General features: G+C 71.1%; 15 protein-coding genes. 1 reads left to right on the forward strand and 14 read right to left on the reverse strand.

The window, feature by feature from the left end:
- Positions 1-76: 76 nt before the first annotated feature.
- The 4 genes from coaBC to mihF all read right to left on the reverse strand — a co-directional run bounded on the left by coaBC (position 77) and on the right by mihF (position 2,608).
- Positions 77-1,318: a bifunctional phosphopantothenoylcysteine decarboxylase/phosphopantothenate--cysteine ligase CoaBC gene (coaBC, locus tag QM809_RS14295; protein ID WP_415046404.1), complete on the reverse strand. Its 1,242-nt coding sequence runs from the start codon at positions 1,316-1,318 to the stop codon at positions 77-79.
- Between the two features lie 9 nt (positions 1,319-1,327).
- Positions 1,328-1,624, reverse strand: a complete 297-nt coding sequence (gene rpoZ / locus QM809_RS14300) for a DNA-directed RNA polymerase subunit omega (protein WP_415046405.1) — start codon at positions 1,622-1,624, stop codon at positions 1,328-1,330.
- An 87-nt stretch (positions 1,625-1,711) separates the two neighbouring features.
- The gene (gene gmk, locus QM809_RS14305) at positions 1,712-2,290 is read right to left on the reverse strand and encodes a guanylate kinase (RefSeq protein WP_415046406.1); all 579 of its coding nucleotides are present in this window, start codon (positions 2,288-2,290) and stop codon (positions 1,712-1,714) included.
- 3 nt (positions 2,291-2,293) lie between these two features.
- Entirely contained in the window at positions 2,294-2,608 is a 315-nt protein-coding gene (gene mihF / locus QM809_RS14310; protein WP_382364011.1) for an integration host factor, actinobacterial type, read from the reverse strand.
- Positions 2,609-2,829: 221 nt separating this feature from the next.
- On the opposite strand from mihF, the gene QM809_RS14315 reads away from it, so the two are divergent.
- Positions 2,830-3,906 (forward strand): alpha/beta hydrolase, encoded by a 1,077-nt coding sequence (locus tag QM809_RS14315; protein WP_415046407.1) that lies wholly within the window; start codon positions 2,830-2,832, stop codon positions 3,904-3,906.
- A 111-nt stretch (positions 3,907-4,017) separates the two neighbouring features.
- On the opposite strand, the gene pyrF is transcribed toward QM809_RS14315, so the two are convergent.
- The 10 genes from pyrF to QM809_RS14365 are packed head-to-tail and all read right to left on the reverse strand — an operon-like array spanning position 4,018 to position 15,361.
- Positions 4,018-5,040, reverse strand: a complete 1,023-nt coding sequence (gene pyrF, locus QM809_RS14320) for an orotidine-5'-phosphate decarboxylase (protein ID WP_415046408.1) — start codon at positions 5,038-5,040, stop codon at positions 4,018-4,020.
- Positions 5,037-8,387 carry a carbamoyl-phosphate synthase large subunit gene (gene carB, locus QM809_RS14325; protein WP_415046409.1) on the reverse strand — a complete coding sequence of 1,117 codons (3,351 nt, stop codon included), beginning with the start codon at positions 8,385-8,387 and terminating at the stop codon, positions 5,037-5,039. The genes pyrF and carB overlap by 4 nt, the downstream gene beginning before the upstream one ends.
- The gene (gene carA, locus QM809_RS14330) at positions 8,387-9,607 is read right to left on the reverse strand and encodes a glutamine-hydrolyzing carbamoyl-phosphate synthase small subunit (protein ID WP_415046410.1); all 1,221 of its coding nucleotides are present in this window, start codon (positions 9,605-9,607) and stop codon (positions 8,387-8,389) included. Before carA ends, carB begins: the two co-directional genes overlap by 1 nt.
- A complete protein-coding gene (locus QM809_RS14335; RefSeq protein WP_415046411.1) occupies positions 9,604-10,176 on the reverse strand; it encodes a transporter in 573 nt (190 codons plus the stop codon). Before QM809_RS14335 ends, carA begins: the two co-directional genes overlap by 4 nt.
- A complete protein-coding gene (locus QM809_RS14340; RefSeq protein ID WP_415046412.1) occupies positions 10,173-11,459 on the reverse strand; it encodes a dihydroorotase in 1,287 nt (428 codons plus the stop codon). The genes QM809_RS14335 and QM809_RS14340 overlap by 4 nt, the downstream gene beginning before the upstream one ends.
- A complete protein-coding gene (locus QM809_RS14345; RefSeq protein WP_415046413.1) occupies positions 11,459-12,451 on the reverse strand; it encodes an aspartate carbamoyltransferase catalytic subunit in 993 nt (330 codons plus the stop codon). The genes QM809_RS14340 and QM809_RS14345 overlap by 1 nt, the downstream gene beginning before the upstream one ends.
- Positions 12,448-13,104, reverse strand: coding sequence for a bifunctional pyr operon transcriptional regulator/uracil phosphoribosyltransferase PyrR (gene pyrR, locus QM809_RS14350; RefSeq protein WP_415046414.1), 657 nt, complete (start codon positions 13,102-13,104; stop codon positions 12,448-12,450). Before pyrR ends, QM809_RS14345 begins: the two co-directional genes overlap by 4 nt.
- A 59-nt stretch (positions 13,105-13,163) precedes the next feature.
- Positions 13,164-13,637: a transcription antitermination factor NusB gene (gene nusB, locus QM809_RS14355; protein WP_415046415.1), complete on the reverse strand. Its 474-nt coding sequence runs from the start codon at positions 13,635-13,637 to the stop codon at positions 13,164-13,166.
- A complete protein-coding gene (efp, locus tag QM809_RS14360) occupies positions 13,624-14,187 on the reverse strand; it encodes an elongation factor P (protein ID WP_415046416.1) in 564 nt (187 codons plus the stop codon). The genes nusB and efp overlap by 14 nt, the downstream gene beginning before the upstream one ends.
- Before the next feature lie 22 nt (positions 14,188-14,209).
- Entirely contained in the window at positions 14,210-15,361 is a 1,152-nt protein-coding gene (locus QM809_RS14365) for a M24 family metallopeptidase (protein ID WP_415046417.1), read from the reverse strand.
- Positions 15,362-15,388: the final 27 nt, after the last annotated feature.

Here is a 15,388-nt window from a genome sequence, read left to right on the forward strand (position 1 = left end):
CTCGGGTGCGGCGGGGTCGCCGGTACGGGGTCTACGGGTGTCATTCGGGCCGAACGCCTCACGGCGTTAGGCAGCCCTAACTATCTGGCACGAGTGCGGCTGCTTCGTCAAGAATCCTGCTCGCCATCAGTGATTTCGATCCGAACGGCAGCGCGGTCTCGGCGCCGTCCGACGACAGGATCCAGCCGGTGTTGTCGTCGGTGCCGAACGCCCGGCCGTCGCCGACGGCGTTGACGACCAGCAGGTCACAGCCCTTGCGGCGGAGTTTCGCCCGGCCGTGATCGAGTACTCCCCCGTCGGCGTCGCCGGTCTCGGCGGCGAAACCGACGATCACGGTGGAGACGGGAATCACACCGTCGCGGCGGTCCCTGACCAGTCCGGCCAGGATGTCGGGGTTGGTCGCCAGTTCGATCGGGGCGGGCCCCTGCTCGCCCTTCTTGATCTTGGCGTCGGCGACGGCGACCGGCCGGAAGTCGGCCACCGCGGCGGCCATGATCACCACGTCGGCCTCCGGCGCCCGCGACCGCATCTGGTCGGCCAGTTCCCGTGCCGAATCCACGTGCACGACGTCGACGGCCGCCGGATCGCCGGGATCGCTCACCGCACCGGCGACCAGGGTGACCCGCGCACCGCGCTGGGCGGCGACCCGGGCCAGGGCGTAGCCCTGCTTGCCCGAGCTGTGATTGCCCAGATAGCGGACCGGGTCGAGGGCTTCGCGGGTGCCGCCGGCACTGATGAGGACGTGCCTGCCGGCGAGGTCGTACGGGAGCGCCTCGGGCCGGGCCAGCAGCAGGTCGCCGAGCAGGCCGATCTCGACGGGCTCGGGCAGCCGGCCCGCACCGGTGTCGGCGCCGGTCAGGCGCCCGGAGGCCGGGGTCGCCACGGTGGCGCCGTGCGCCCGCAGGGTGGCCACGTTGGCCGCCGTCGCCGGGTGCTCCCACATCTCGGTATGCATCGCCGGGACGAAGAGCACCGGGCAGCGGGCGGTGAGCAGCGACGCGGTGAGCAGGTCGTCGGCGCGGCCCGCGGCGGCGCGCGCCATCAGGTCGGCGGTCGCCGGGGCGATCACCACCAGATCCGCTTCGCGTCCCAGGGCGACGTGCGCCACCTCGTCGACGTCGTCGAAGACCTCGGTGGTGACGGGGTTCCCCGACAGCGCCTCGAAGGTCGCCGCGCCGACGAAGCGCAGGGCGCTCCGCGTGGGGATCACCCGGACGTCGTGCCCGGCCTCGGTGAAGTGCCGGATCACCGAGCAGACCTTGTAGGCGGCGATCCCGCCGCCCACGCCGACGATGATGTGCCGACGAGCGTCAGTCATGACCGGCGTTTACTCGCCTTCGGTGTGCTCGAGCAGGTCCGAGTGGATCTCGCGCAGGGCGATGGTGAGCGGCTTCTCGTGCACGCCCGGCTCCACCAGCGGGCCGACGTACTCCATGAGGCCCTCGGCGAGCTGGTTGTAGTAGTCGTTGATCTGGCGAGCGCGCTTGGCCGCGTAGATCACCAGCGCGTACTTCGACGAGGTCCGGGCGAGGAGCTCGTCGATGGGCGGATCGGTGATGCCCAGCGGGGTGTCGTAGACGGTCTCTGCGACGAGATCGGTGCCGATCCCGGTTTCGGTGCTCACGCTGTGTCTCTCCAAAAGTTTTCGTCGTCGTCGCACCCCATCCGGGGCACGAGAATCCGGCCGTCCCGAACTCCCTCGCAAGGGGGCTCAGTGGCCGATCAGCAAGTTTACCAATTTCTCAGCGGACGCGTCGACATCGTCGTTCACGACGACGTGCGCGAACTCGTCCTGAGCGTCCATCTCGACCTTCGCGGTGGCCAGTCGGCGCTCGATCACCTCGGGGCTCTCGGTGCCGCGTCCGGTGAGTCGGCGGACCAGTTCGTCCCAGCTCGGCGGCGCCAGGAAGACGGTGACCGCCTCCGGCAGCTGTTCCCGGACCAGCCGGGAACCGGCGAGGTCGACCTCGACCAGCATCGGGACACCGGACTCCAGCGCCGCGCGCACCGGCCCGGCCGGGGTGCCCGAGCGCTGCAGACCGCCGTGGATGTCGGCCCATTCGAGCAGTTCGTTCCGCTCGATCATGTCGTCGAACTCGGCGCGGGACACGAAGTGGTAGTCCCGGCCGTCCACTTCGCCGGGGCGGGGATCACGGGTCGTCGCCGACACCGAGAACCGCAGGTCCGGGAGGAGTTCACGCAGCCGGCGCACGACCGTCGACTTACCGACGGCCGAGGGGCCGACCAGGACTACCAGTCGGCCCCTCGCCGGGGAATGCTGTGCAGGCACCACTCAGGAGCTGAACTTCTCGAGCAGAGCCTTGCGCTGGCGGTCACCGAGGCCGCGGAGCCGACGGGTCGGAGCGATCTCCAACTCGGTCATGATCTCCTGGGCCTTGACCTTGCCGACCTTCGGCAGCGCCTCGAGGAGGGCCGACACCTTCATCTTGCCGAGGATCTCGTTGTCCTCCGCGTCCGCCAGCACCTGCTTGAGGTCGGTTCCGCCGCGCTTGAGGCGCTCCTTGAGCTCGGCGCGGACGCGACGTGCCTCAGCAGCCTTCTGCAGGGCTGCTGCACGCTGCTCGTCTGTCAACTGGGGAAGAGCCACGGTTCCTCCGTCTTTCATCGGTATCAGTTCGGGTTGGACCACCGACGCCGTCTCGGCGCCGAGTGGCGGTGCTCGTCCGACTGCGAGAGTCGGTGGAGCTTCACGACGATCCTATCCACATCTCGTCATGACCAGGAGAGACGGTACCCCGGCAAGCTGAGAACAACGAACTCCGGCCCTGCTCGCACTCGGGGCCCCGGTCACCGGTAACCTGTGCCACCATGTTTCAGTCCGACCTGGTCACCCTCACCCGCGTGCTCCGCGACGACCTCGCTCCGCGCACCCGCACGGAATCGGTGGTCCTGTCCGACCGGCCGCACGCCCGCCTCGTCCGGTACGGCACCGCCGATCAACTCGATCGGGCCCGCGAGACCGGCGCGGTCCCGGTGCTGCTGGTCCCCCCGCTCGCGGTCCCGGCCGACTGCTACGACCTGGCTCCCGGCGTCTCGCCCGCCAACTCGGTGGTCGAGTTCCTCCTCGACAGCGGCACCGTCCCCTACGTGATCGACTTCGGCGACGTCGGCCGGGCCGACCGCGGCCTGGGTTTCGAGGACTACTTCGACACCTTCGTCCCCCGCGCGATCGGTGAGGCGATCGACGACTTCCGGGGCGGCTCCGATGCGGTGGACCTGATGGGTTGGAGCCTCGGCGGCACCCTGAGCTTCCTGACGGCCGCGTACGACCGCAACCTCCCGATCCGTTCGATCATCGGCATCGGCACCCCGCTGAACTACATGAAGATCCCGCCGTATCCGCTGGTCCGCGCGGTGTTCGGGCCGACCGGCGGGCGCCCGGCGACGTATGTGCTGCGGGCGCTGGCCGGGGTTCCCGCGCCGATCGTGCGCACCGTGTACCGCAGTTTCGCCTGGCAGCGCGAGCTCAAGAAACCCTGGTACATCCTGAACAATCTCGACGACACCGCCGCGCTGGAGCGCATGCAGGTGATCGACCGGTTCCAGCGGTCGCTGCCCGGGTATCCGGGCCGGGTCACCGAGCAGATGTTCGTGAACTTCATCCTCGGCGACGAGCTCTCCCGCGGCCGCGTGGAGTTCGAGGACCACACCGTCGACCTCACCTCGATCACCGCGCCGGTGTTCATGGTCGGCAGTCCGCGCGACCCGATCGCCCCGTTCGCGGCGGTCGCACACGGCGAGAAGCTCTTCACCGCGTCGTCGCACGTGGAGTTCCACACCGTCGCCTCGAGCCATCTGGGGCTGCTCACCGGCCCCGACGCCGAGCGTTTCACCTGGCCGGCGATCGCCGCGTTCCGGGCCCGGCTCGACGCCGACCAGCTCTGACCGGTCCCCCGGCGTCGTCGGCCTGACGTGCGACGACCAAGCCCCGGGCGGAGAGTCGTGCTCTCCGCCCGGGGCTCGGTGGCGTCCGCGACGACGGTCGGCGCCGGAGGATCAGCGCAGGGCGGCCTCGATCTCGTCGCGGGTGCGCCGGGTCGCGTCGGCGAGCGCCGCCGGATCCGGGCCCGCACCGAGGATGCTGCGCGAGGCCGCGGGCAGCAGCCAGGACAGGTCCGCGGTGGCGGCGAAGATCGCGGCGAGATCGGCGGCGGTGGCGCCCTGGGCGCCGAGTCCGGGCGAGAGGATCGGCCCGGCCAGCGCCGACAGGTCCAGCCCGTGCTCGCGGGTGGCGCCCACCACGAGACCGACCGTGCCCGAGCCGTCGGCGTTCACCGCGGCGGCGGCGTCGACGATGGACTGGGCGACGGTGCGGGCTCCGACACGGCTCGTCCCGGGCGAGGAGGAGTGGTCTCGACTCCGCTCGACCAGCGAAGGGTCGGCCGGCGAAGGGTCGGCCGGCACGGAATCCGCCGGCACGGGGTCGGCCGGGGAGACGGCGGTCTGCAGGGCCGCGCCCTCCGGGTTGGAGGTCCGGGCGAGGGCGAACACCCCCCGGCCCGTCGCCCGGGCCCGGGCGACGGCCGGATCCAGGGCGCCGAACCCGAGGTACGGCGACACCGTGACCGCGTCCGAGCACAGCGGGGAGGCGTCGTCGAGCCACGCGGTGGTGTAGGCCGCCATCGTCGAACCGATGTCGCCGCGTTTGGCGTCGGCGAGCACGATCGCGCCCGCCTCCCGGCAGCCGGCGATGGTCTCCTCGAGCACGGCGAAGCCGGCCGAGCCGAACGCCTCGAAGAACGCCACCTGCGGTTTGATCACCGCGGCGACCGGTCCGAGTCCGGTGACGCAGGCCTGTGCGAAGCTGCGCAGACCGTCCACCGAGACCGGCAGGCCCCACTGCTCCAGCAGGGCCGCGTGCGGGTCGATGCCCGCGCACAGCCGGCCGCGTTCGGCGACGGCCGCGCGGTACCGGACCGCGAACCCTTCGACGGGCTCAGGGAGCGGACGGGACTGCTCGGAGAGCGGCCGGGATCGCTCGGACTGCTCCGAGAGCGGGCGGCCGCCGTCCGGGTTCACCGGCCGCCACGCAGCGTCGCGTGCCGCCGCTGCAGCGATTCGACGCCCATCGTCTCGCCGAGGGCCGCCTCGATGCCCTGCACCGCCGCACCCGCACCGGGCACCGTGGTGATACACGGGATGCCCGCGGTGATCGCGGCCGCGCGGATCTCGTAGCCGTCCGCGCGCGGACCGGAGCTGCCCTCGGGGGTGTTGACGATCATCGCGACGCGGCCGTCCCGGATCATCTCCACCACCGACTCCTCGGCCTCGCCGGCCTCGAAGTGCTTGCGGACGTCGGTCACCTCGATGCCGTTGCGGCGCAGCACGTCGGCGGTGCCGGAGGTCGCCAGGATGGTGAAGCCCAGGTCGGCGAGCCGCTTCACCGGGAAGCTGATCGACGCCTTGTGGCGGTTGGCCACCGACACGAACACCGCGCCGGAGGTGGGCAGCGCCCCCGACGTGGCGGCCTGCGCCTTGGCGAACGCGCGGCCGAAGTCGCGGTCGAAGCCCATCACCTCGCCGGTCGACTTCATCTCCGGGCTGAGCAGCGTGTCGATCGCGGCGCCGTCCGGGGTGCGGAAGCGGTTGAACGGCAGCACCGCCTCCTTCACCGCCACCGGCGAGTTCACCGGGATCACGCTGCCGTCGCCGGTCGCGGGCAGGACGCCCTGGTCGCGCAGTTCGGCGATGGACATGCCCATCATCACCCGCGCGCAGGCCTTGGCCAGCGGCACGGCGGTCGCCTTGGAGACGAACGGCGCGGTGCGGCTGGCGCGCGGGTTGGCCTCCAGCACGTAGAGGACGCCGTCCTTGAGCGCGTACTGCACGTTGAGCAGGCCGCGGACCCCGATGCCCTCGGCCAGCGCCTCGGTGGAGCGCCGGACGTCGGCGATCTGCTCGGCGCCCAGGGTGATCGGCGGCAGGGCGCACGCCGAGTCGCCGGAGTGGATGCCGGCCTCCTCGATGTGCTCCATCACGCCGCCGATGTAGAGCTCGGTGCCGTCGTAGAGGGCGTCGACGTCGATCTCGACCGCGTCTTCGAGGAAGCGGTCCACCAGCACGGGGCGGTCGTCGGAGATCTCGGTGGCGCGGGAGATGTAGTCGGCGAGCGCCTGCTCGTCGTACACGATCTCCATGCCGCGGCCGCCGAGCACGTACGACGGCCGCACCAGCACCGGGTAGCCGATGTCGGAGGCGATGTCGCGGGCCTGTTCGAAGGTGGTCGCGGTCCCGAACTTCGGGGCCGGGAGCCCGGCGTCGACGAGGACCTTGCCGAACTCGCCGCGGTCCTCGGCCAGGTCGATGGCGCTCGGTCCGGTGCCGACGATGGGCACGCCCTCGGCTTCGAGCTGCGCGGCGAGGCCGAGCGGGGTCTGACCGCCGAGCTGGACGATCACGCCGGCGACGGTGCCCGACTCGGATTCGGCGTGGATCACCTCCAGGACGTCCTCCAGGGTCAGCGGCTCGAAGTAGAGGCGGTCGGCGGTGTCGTAGTCGGTGGAGACGGTCTCCGGGTTGCAGTTGACCATCACCGTCTCGTAGCCGGCCTCGCTCAGGGTCAGGGCGGCGTGGACGCACGAGTAGTCGAACTCGATGCCCTGACCGATGCGGTTCGGTCCCGAACCGAGGATGATCACCTTCGGGCGCTCGGGCTGCGGGGCGATCTCCGAGCCGGCCGCCGGATCCAGCTCGTAGCTGGAGTAGTGGTACGGCGTCTTGGCCTCGAACTCGGCGGCGCAGGTGTCGACGGTCTTGTACACCGGCCGGACCGCGTGGGCGTGGCGGAACGCCCGCACGGCGGCCTCGTCCCCGTGCGTCGCATCGCCCGCGGCGGTGCGCAGCGCGGCGATCTGCCGGTCGGAGATCCCGGCGTGCTTGGCCAGGCGGACCAGGTCGGCGTCGAGCGTCTCGGCGGCCTTGACCCGAGCGCCCACCTCGCCCATCCAGGCGATCTCGGCCAGGAACCACGGGTCGACGGCGGTGGCGTCGTAGAGCTGTTCGATGGTGGCCCCGGCCTCCATCGCCTGCATGATCTTGTAGATCCGGCAGTCGCGGGCCACCGCGATGTCGGCCAGCAGCGCCTCCAGGTCCAGGGTGGCCGGGTCGGGGCGGTCCGGTTCGGTCCAGAAGCCGGCGGCCTTGGTCTCCAGCGACCGCATCACCTTGCCCAGGGCCTCGGCGAAGCTGCGGCCCAGGCTCATCGCCTCGCCGACGGACTTCATGGTGGTGGTGAGGGTGTCGTCGGCGCCGGGGAACTTCTCGAACGCGAAACGCGGCGCCTTGACCACGACGTAGTCGATGGACGGCTCGAAGCACGCCGGGGTGGCCTTGGTGATGTCGTTGGTGATCTCGTCGAGCGAGTAGCCGATGGCCAGTTTGGCGGCCATCTTCGCGATCGGGTAGCCGGTGGCCTTCGACGCCAGCGCCGACGACCGCGACACGCGCGGATTCATCTCGATGACGACCAGTCGGCCGTCCTTCGGGTTCTGCGCGAACTGGATGTTGCAGCCGCCGGTGTCGACGCCCACCTCGCGGATGATCGCGATCGACTGGTCGCGCATCTTCTGGTATTCGACGTCGGTGAGGGTCATCGCGGGCGCGACGGTGATCGAGTCGCCGGTGTGCACACCCACCGGGTCGACGTTCTCGATGGAGCAGATCACGATCACGTTGTCGCGGTTGTCCCGCATGAGCTCGAGTTCGTACTCCTTCCAGCCGAGGATCGACTCCTCGATCAGGACGTTCGCCGTGGGCGAGGCCGCCAGACCGCCGCCGGCGATCCGGTCGAGGTCGGCGTCGTCGTAGGCCATGCCCGAGCCGAGGCCGCCCATGGTGAACGACGGCCGCACGACGACGGGGAACCCGAGTTCGGCGACGGTGGCGCGGACCTCGTCCATGGTGTGGCAGACGGCCGAGCGGGCGCTCTCGCCGCCGATCTCGGCCACGATGTCCTTGAACATCTGGCGGTCCTCGCCGCGCTGGATGGCGTCGATGTCGGCGCCGATCAGTTCGATGCCGTGCTTGGCGAGGATCCCCTGCTCGTGCAGGGCGACCGCGGCGTTGAGGGCGGTCTGGCCGCCCAGGGTGGGCAGCACCGCGTCGACGGGGTGTCCGCCGGCGGCCTCGGTCTCGAAGACCTTCTCGATGAACTCGGGGGTGATCGGCTCGATGTAGGTGGCGTCGGCGAACTCCGGGTCGGTCATGATCGTCGCCGGGTTGGAGTTGACCAGGGAGACGCGCAGGCCCTCGGATTTGAGGACGCGGCAGGCCTGGGTGCCCGAGTAGTCGAACTCGCAGGCCTGACCGATGACGATCGGGCCCGAGCCGATCACCAGGACGTGCTTCAGGTCGGTACGGCGTGGCATCAGGAATCGGTCCCTTCCGGCGCGGAGGTCGCGGTGGTCTGGTGGGCGGCGCGGTTCTCCATCGCCGTCACGAACTTGTCGAAGAGGCCGGCGGCGTCGTGCGGGCCGGACGCGGCCTCGGGGTGGTACTGCACGGAGAAGGCCGAGCCGTCGATCAGCTCGACGCCCTCGACCACGCCGTCGTTGGCGCACACGTGGCTCACCCGGCCGCGGCCGAAGTCGGTGTCGAACTCGTCGCCCTCGGCGCCTTCCAGGGCGAAGCCGTGGTTCTGCGAGGTGATCGCGATCTCGCCGGTGGCGACGTCCTTGACCGGGATGTTGATGCCGCGGTGGCCGAACTTGAGCTTGTAGGTCTTCAGGCCCAGGGCGCGGCCGAGGATCTGGTTGCCGAAGCAGATGCCGAACAGCGGCAGCCCGGCGGCCAGCACCTCGCGGGCCAGCGCCACCGCGCGGTCGGCGGTGACCGGGTCGCCCGGCCCGTTGGAGAGGAAGAATCCGTCGGGTTCGATCGCCTGCACGTCGGCGAAGGAGGCGGTCGCCGGCAGCACGTGCACCTCGACGCCGCGGGCGGCGAGCATGCGCGGGGTGTTGGCCTTGATCCCCAGGTCCAGGGCGGCGACGCGGAAGCGCGGCTCCCCGGCGGCCTCGACGACGTACGGCTGCGTGGTGGACACCTCGGTCGCCAGGTCGGCGCCGGCCATCGGGGCCTGGGCCCGGACCCGGGCGAGCATGTCGGCGTCGTCGGTGACGGCCGCACCGGAGAAGATCCCGGCGCGCAGGGAGCCGACCTCGCGGAGGGTGCGGACCACGGCGCGGGTGTCGATCCCGGCGATCCCGACCACGTCCTGCGCGGCCAGTTCGTCTTCCAGGGACGACGTCGCACGCCAGTTGGAGACGCGGCGCGTGGGGTTGCGGACGGCGTATCCGGCGACCCAGATCCTGCCCGGATCGTCGCGGTCGACGAACTCGGCCGACCAGCGACGGTCCGCGGCGTCCGCCCCGAGCAGGCTCTCCCCGTCTTCGACGTTCCAGCCGGTGTTGCCGATCTGCGGTGCCGTCGAGACCAGGATCTGCTTGTGATAGCTCGGGTCGGTGAGCATCTCCTGGTAGCCGGTCATCGCGGTGCAGAACACCGCCTCGCCCAGGGTCTCGCCCTCGGCACCGAAGCTGAGCCCCGTGTGGATGTCACCGTTCTCCAGGACCAATACCGCTTTGCTCATGACTTCTTCCTCTTCGTGCCGGCGCCCTTCTCGGCAGCAGCGGCCTCAAGTTCTGCGAAGGTCGCCTCGGTGACCTCCGAATACGCCTGTGTCCAGGCGGGGTAGGCGCTCTTGTCGTCGCCGCGGAGCCCGGAGTCGATCTCCACCCCGGACGGCAGGCGCCAGCGGATCGCGAGGATCCCGTCACGGGTCATCACCTTGCCGCCGTGCCGGTTCTCGGTGCGGACCGCGACGATCGCCTCGTCGGCGATCCAGATGTCCTCGGCGCCCCGGCGTTCCAGCAGGATCCCGCCGGGGTGACGGGAGAACGCGACGGCCGAGCGGTCGCCGAAATCGCGCAGCGCCACCCGGGTGACCCAGCCCGGCGCCACGGTGCTGCCCAGGTAGATGCCGGTCTCCGGGCCGAGCAGGCGCTCGCCGAGCTCGGCGGGCACCACCGGGGGGTCGCCCAGCACCTCGGCCTGGGCGCGGCCCCGCCTGCGCCAGCCGCGCAGCGCGAGCGCCACCAGGGAGAGCCAGATCAGGAGGACGACGGCGATGATGATCGTGTCGGCCAGCCAAGGGCTCATCGGTGGGTCACCGTGCCGCGCAGGACGGTGCCGGTGACCTTGGCCGGCAGCGTCATCGCCTCGTACGGGGTGTTGCGCGACTTGCTGGCGAGATCGTCGGCGACGACGGTCCATTCGGCGTCGGGGTCGACGATCGTCAGGTTGCCCGGCTCCCCCACCTCGAGGGGGCGGCCGTGGTCGTCGAGTCCGACGATCTGCGCGGGTCGCTCGCTCATCACCCGGGCCACCCCGCGCCAGTCGAGCAGACCGGTCTCGACCATCGTCTCGACGATCACCGACAGGGAGGTCTCCAGGCCGAGCATGCCGGGTCGGGCCTGGGAGAACTCACAGCACTTCTCCTGGCTGGCGTGCGGCGCGTGGTCGGTGGCGACGCAGTCGATGATCCCCTCGGCCAGGGCGGCGCGCAGGGCCAGGTTGTCGCGTTCCTCGCGCAGCGGCGGATTGACCCGGTTGACGCCGTCGTAGGTCTCCAGGCGCGAGTCGTCGAGCAGCAGGTGGTGCGGCGTCACCTCGGCGGTGATGTCGATGCCCTGGCTGCGGGCGAAGCGGATCAGTTCGACGGTGCCCTCGCACGAGGCGTGCGCCACGTGGATGCGGGCGCCGGCGTCCCGGGCCAGGAGGGCGTCGCGGGCGACGATGGACTCCTCGGCCGCGCGCGGCCAGCCGGCCAGACCCAGGCGGGCGGCGGTGGGGCCGTCGTGGGCGACGGCGCCGACCGTCAGGCGCGGATCCTCGCTGTGCTGGGAGATCAGGACGCCCAGGCCGCGGCTGTACTCCAGGGCGCGTTTCATGATCACCGGATCGTGGACGCACTTGCCGTCGTCGCTGAAGAGCCGGACCTTGGCGACGCCGTCGGCCATCATGCCCATCTCGGCGAGCTGGGTGCCCTCCAGGCCGACGGTCACCGCGCCCACCGGGTGGACGTCGCACAGACCGACCTCCTGGCCGATCCGCCACACCAGGTCGGTGACGGCGGCGTTGTCGGCGACCGGCGCGGTGTTGGCCATGGTGAACACCGCGGTGAAGCCGCCGCGCGCGGCGGCCAGGGAGCCGGACGCGATGGTCTCGGTGTCCTCGCGGCCGGGTTCGCGGAGGTGGACGTGGATGTCGACCAGACCGGGCAGCAGGATGCCGCCGCGCCCGTCGAGCGTGTCCGCGCCCTCCGGTGCGGCCAGAGCCGTGCCGATCGCGGTGATGACGCCGTCGGTGACGGCGACGTCGACCGGTTCTCCCTCTCCGTAGGGACGGACATCGGTGATGAGCACCGAACCTGCGACGGGCACTACTTCCCCTCTCCTGCCTGCTGATGATGTGCAGGCGCGTCTTCTGAATCACTGGCCAGCAGCCGGAACAGCACCGCCATGCGCACGTGCACGCCGGCGCGCACCTGGTTCAGGACCACGGCCTGCGGGGCGTCGGCGACGTCGAACCCGATCTCCATGCCGCGCAGCATGGGGCCGGGGTGCAGCACCGCGGCGTGCTCGGGCAGCAGCGCGAGCCGGTCGTCGTTGAGGCCGTAGCGCACCGAGTACTCGCGGGCGCTCGGGAAGAACCCGCCGCTCATGCGTTCGGCCTGGACGCGGAGCATCATCACCGCGTCGGCGGCCGGGAGCTCGGCGTCCAGTTCGGTGCTCACCCGCACCGGCCAGGTCTGAACGCCCGTCGGCAGCAGCGTCGGCGGCGCCACCAGCACCACGTCCGCGCCGAGCGTGGAGAGCAGGAAGGCGTTGGAGCGGGCGACGCGGGAGTGCAGGACGTCGCCGACGATCGCGATGCGGCGGCCCTCGAGCGAGCCGAACCGGGCGCGCAGCGAGTACGCGTCGAGCAGCGCCTGCGTGGGGTGCTCGTGCATGCCGTCGCCGGCGTTGATCACCGACGGTCCGGTGGTCGGCAGGCCCAGGACGTCGGTGCCGTCGTTGGTCCAGCGGGCCACCTGGGCCGCCGCCCCGGAGGCCGGGTGCCGGATGATCAGCGCGTCGGCGCCGGCCGCGCGGAGGGTCTTGGCGGTGTCGCGGAGCGACTCCCCCTTGTTCACCGACGAACTCGACGCGCTGACGTTGATGACGTCCGCGCTCATCCACTTGCCGGCGACCTCGAACGAGACGCGGGTGCGGGTGGAGTTCTCGTAGAACACCGTCATCACGGTGCGGCCCCGCAGCGTGGGGAGCTTGCGCACCTCGCGGCCGGCGAGGGCCTGCTCGAAGCGGGCGGCCTCGTCGAGGAGTTCGATCGCGTCGTCGCAGCTCAGGTCCGCGGTGGAGAGGAGGTGTTTCATCGGCCCTCCCCCGCGGCGGTCGGGACGGGGGTGCGCAGGACCACGCCGTCGTCGCCGTCGTGCTCGGCGAGCCGGACGGCGACGTCCTCGTCGCGGGCGGTCGGCAGGTTCTTGCCGACGTAGTCCGCACGCAGCGGCAGTTCGCGGTGGCCGCGGTCGACCAGGACCGCCAGCTGCACCGCGGCCGGGCGGCCGAGGTCGCGGAGCGCGTCCAGGGCGGCCCGCACCGTGCGGCCGGAGAACAGGACGTCGTCCACCAGGATCACCAGGGCGCCGTCCACGCCGCCCTCGGGCACCAGGGTGCGCTCGAGGGGGCGGTGCGGCTTGTCGCGGAGGTCGTCGCGGTAGAGCGTGATGTCCAGGTAGCCGGTGGGCACCTCGACGCCGCTGAACTCGGCGATCTTGGTCGCCAGCCGCAGCGCGAGCGACGTCCCGCGGGTGGGGATCCCGATCAGGACGACGCGTTTGGCGCCGTCGGAGTCCAGGGCCGTCTTCTCGATCACCTGGTGGGCCATGCGCGCCACCGTGCGTCCGACGTCGGACGCATCCATGAGCGTCCGGGTGCGGTCCCGCGGCGCGACGGACGGCGGACCGTCCGCGGCGCTTCTTCTGCCTTCAGCGGGCTCCTTCGAGCCCTCGACCGGCGTGGTCATGATCGACCTCCTTCTCCGCCTCACGGGACGGATCGTTAAAGGAATTGCCGCGTGGGATTCTACTCCTCGGCGGTCGCCGCCCGTACCTGGGGTGCCAGGACCGCGATGCGGTCGAGCACGCCGTTGACGAAGGCCGGCGAGTCGTCGGTCGACAACTCCGTGGCGAGTTTCACGGCCTCGGTGATCACGACCTTCACGTCGATGTCCGGGGCGTACAGCAGCTCCCACGTGGCCAGGCGCAGGATCGCCCGGTCGACGGCGGGGAGCCTGTCGAACTTCCAGTTCTGCAGGCGCGAGGAGATGATCGCGTCCACCTGGTCGGCGTCCGCGGTCACCCCTTCGACGGCCCGGACCGCATAGCCGGTCATCTCGCCGACGGCATCGTGTTCGGCGAACGCCGCGCGGCGTTCGGCGATCAGCGTCGTCGCCGGCACGCCTTTGGCGTCGGCCTCGAAGAGGAGGTCGACGGCACGACGGCGCTGGCGGTGACGGCCGCGGGGATCGGGCTTGCGGGACTTGTCAGCTGTTGACACGGCCGAGGTAGTTCCCGTCGCGCGAATCGATCTTGAGCTTGTCGCCGGTGTTGATGAACAGCGGCACCTGGACCTCGGCCCCGGTCTCCAGGGTGGCGGGCTTGGTGCCGCCGGTGGAGCGGTCGCCCTGCAGACCCGGGTCGGTCTGGGTCACCTCGAGCTCCACGGTGACCGGGAGCTCCACGTACAGAGGCGCCTCCTCGTGGGTGGCGACCTGGACGGTCATGTTCTCCAGCAGGAACCGGGCGCCGTCGCCGACGGTCTCCGGCGAGATGGTGATCTGGTCGAAGGTCTCGCCGTCCATGAAGACGTAGTCCGAGCCGTCGTTGTACAGGTAGGTCATGTCGCGGCGGTCGACGGTGGCGGTCTCCACCTTGACGCCGGCGTTGAAGGTCTTGTCGACGCTCTTGCCCGACAGGACGTTCTTGATCTTGGTGCGGACGAAGGCGGGGCCCTTGCCCGGCTTCACGTGCTGGAACTCCAGGATCTGCCAGAGCTGGTTGTCGATCTTCAGCACGAGGCCGTTCTTGAAGTCGGCGGTGGTCGCCATAGAGGTTCTCCCTTGGTGCAAGTCAGAGGATCCGCAACGCCCGGGGGGCGTGCGTCAGCGATCGTGCGCCGGAACCGTCGACCACGAGTGTGTCTTCGATCCGGACCCCGCCGCGACCGGGAAGGTAGATCCCGGGTTCGACGGTGACGGTCGCGCCGTCAAGCAGTGTACCGGTCGACGCCGCCCCGATCCCGGGCGCTTCGTGGATCTGCAGGCCGACGCCGTGTCCGAGGCCGTGCACGTACTGCTTTCCGTACCCGGCGGCGACGATGATCTCGCGCGCCGCGGCGTCCACGTCGCGGGTCGCCGCCCCGGCCTTCAGCGCCGCGCAGCCCGCCTCCTGCGCGGTCCGGACGATCTCGTAGATCTCCCGCTGCCAGTCCGCGGGCTCCCCCAGGACGAACGTGCGGGTCATGTCCGAGTGGTAGCCGTCGTACACCGCGCCGAAGTCGATCTTGACGAAGTCGCCGGGGGCCAGGACGGCGTCGGTGGGCCGGTGGTGCGGGACGGCCGAGTTCTCCCCGGCCGCGACGATGGTCTCGAAGGCGATCGCGTCGGCGCCGAGGGAGTACATCTCCCACTCCAGTTCGCGGGCCACCCGGCGTTCGGTGCGGCCCGGGGCGATCGCGTTCCGGTCGACGAGATTCGCCAGAGCCTGGTCGCCGAGGGCGCAGGCGCGTTCGACGGCGGCGATCTCGTCGTCGTCCTTGGTCTCGCGCAGACCCTCGACGAGTCCCCGGACCGGGACCAGGGCGACTCCGTCCGGCATGTCCGACGAGGTCAGCTCGTCGTACTGGGCGACGGTCATCGCGTCCGCCTCGAATGCGACGCGGACGCCGCTGCGGCGGGCCGCGGCCTCGGCCAGGAGCACCGCGACGGTGTCCCGGGCGATGAGCGCCTCCAGATCCGGTGCCTGCGCGGCGACCTGGGAGGTGTATCGGCCGTCGGTGGCGATGCGGTCGTGGCCGCGGTCGGTGTCGGCCCACACCAGGACCGCGCCGTTGCTCCCGGTGAACCCGCTCAGGTACCGGACGTTGACCAGGTCGCCGACGATCATCGCGTCGGCGTCGTGGGCGTTCAGGAGTCCGGCGAGCGCGGCACGACGGGACGCCGGGTCACGGCGTCGGGAATCGGCGTGCGGGGTCTGGGGATGCGGGGATGCTGCGACGGCCATGCCTCGATTGTCGTACACCCGGGGTGC

The organism is Gordonia sp. (in: high G+C Gram-positive bacteria), from assembly GCF_047600385.1.
Taxonomy (GTDB): Bacteria; Actinomycetota; Actinomycetes; order Mycobacteriales; family Mycobacteriaceae; genus Gordonia.

What these genes read in the sequence shown, in the direction of transcription:
- QM809_RS14335 (WP_415046411.1), bottom strand. Translation starts at nt 10,176, where the DNA reads ATGAGCCCTTGGCTGGCCGACACGATCATCATCGCCGTCGTCCTCCTG.
- QM809_RS14365 (WP_415046417.1), bottom strand. Translation starts at nt 15,361, where the DNA reads ATGGCCGTCGCAGCATCCCCGCATCCCCAGACCCCGCACGCCGATTCC.
- pyrR (WP_415046414.1), bottom strand. Translation starts at nt 13,104, where the DNA reads ATGACCACGCCGGTCGAGGGCTCGAAGGAGCCCGCTGAAGGCAGAAGA.
- coaBC (WP_415046404.1), bottom strand. Translation starts at nt 1,318, where the DNA reads ATGACTGACGCTCGTCGGCACATCATCGTCGGCGTGGGCGGCGGGATC.
- carB (WP_415046409.1), bottom strand. Translation starts at nt 8,387, where the DNA reads ATGCCACGCCGTACCGACCTGAAGCACGTCCTGGTGATCGGCTCGGGC.
- QM809_RS14315 (WP_415046407.1), top strand. Translation starts at nt 2,830, where the DNA reads ATGTTTCAGTCCGACCTGGTCACCCTCACCCGCGTGCTCCGCGACGAC.
- efp (WP_415046416.1), bottom strand. Translation starts at nt 14,187, where the DNA reads ATGGCGACCACCGCCGACTTCAAGAACGGCCTCGTGCTGAAGATCGAC.
- QM809_RS14345 (WP_415046413.1), bottom strand. Translation starts at nt 12,451, where the DNA reads ATGAAACACCTCCTCTCCACCGCGGACCTGAGCTGCGACGACGCGATC.
- carA (WP_415046410.1), bottom strand. Translation starts at nt 9,607, where the DNA reads ATGAGCAAAGCGGTATTGGTCCTGGAGAACGGTGACATCCACACGGGG.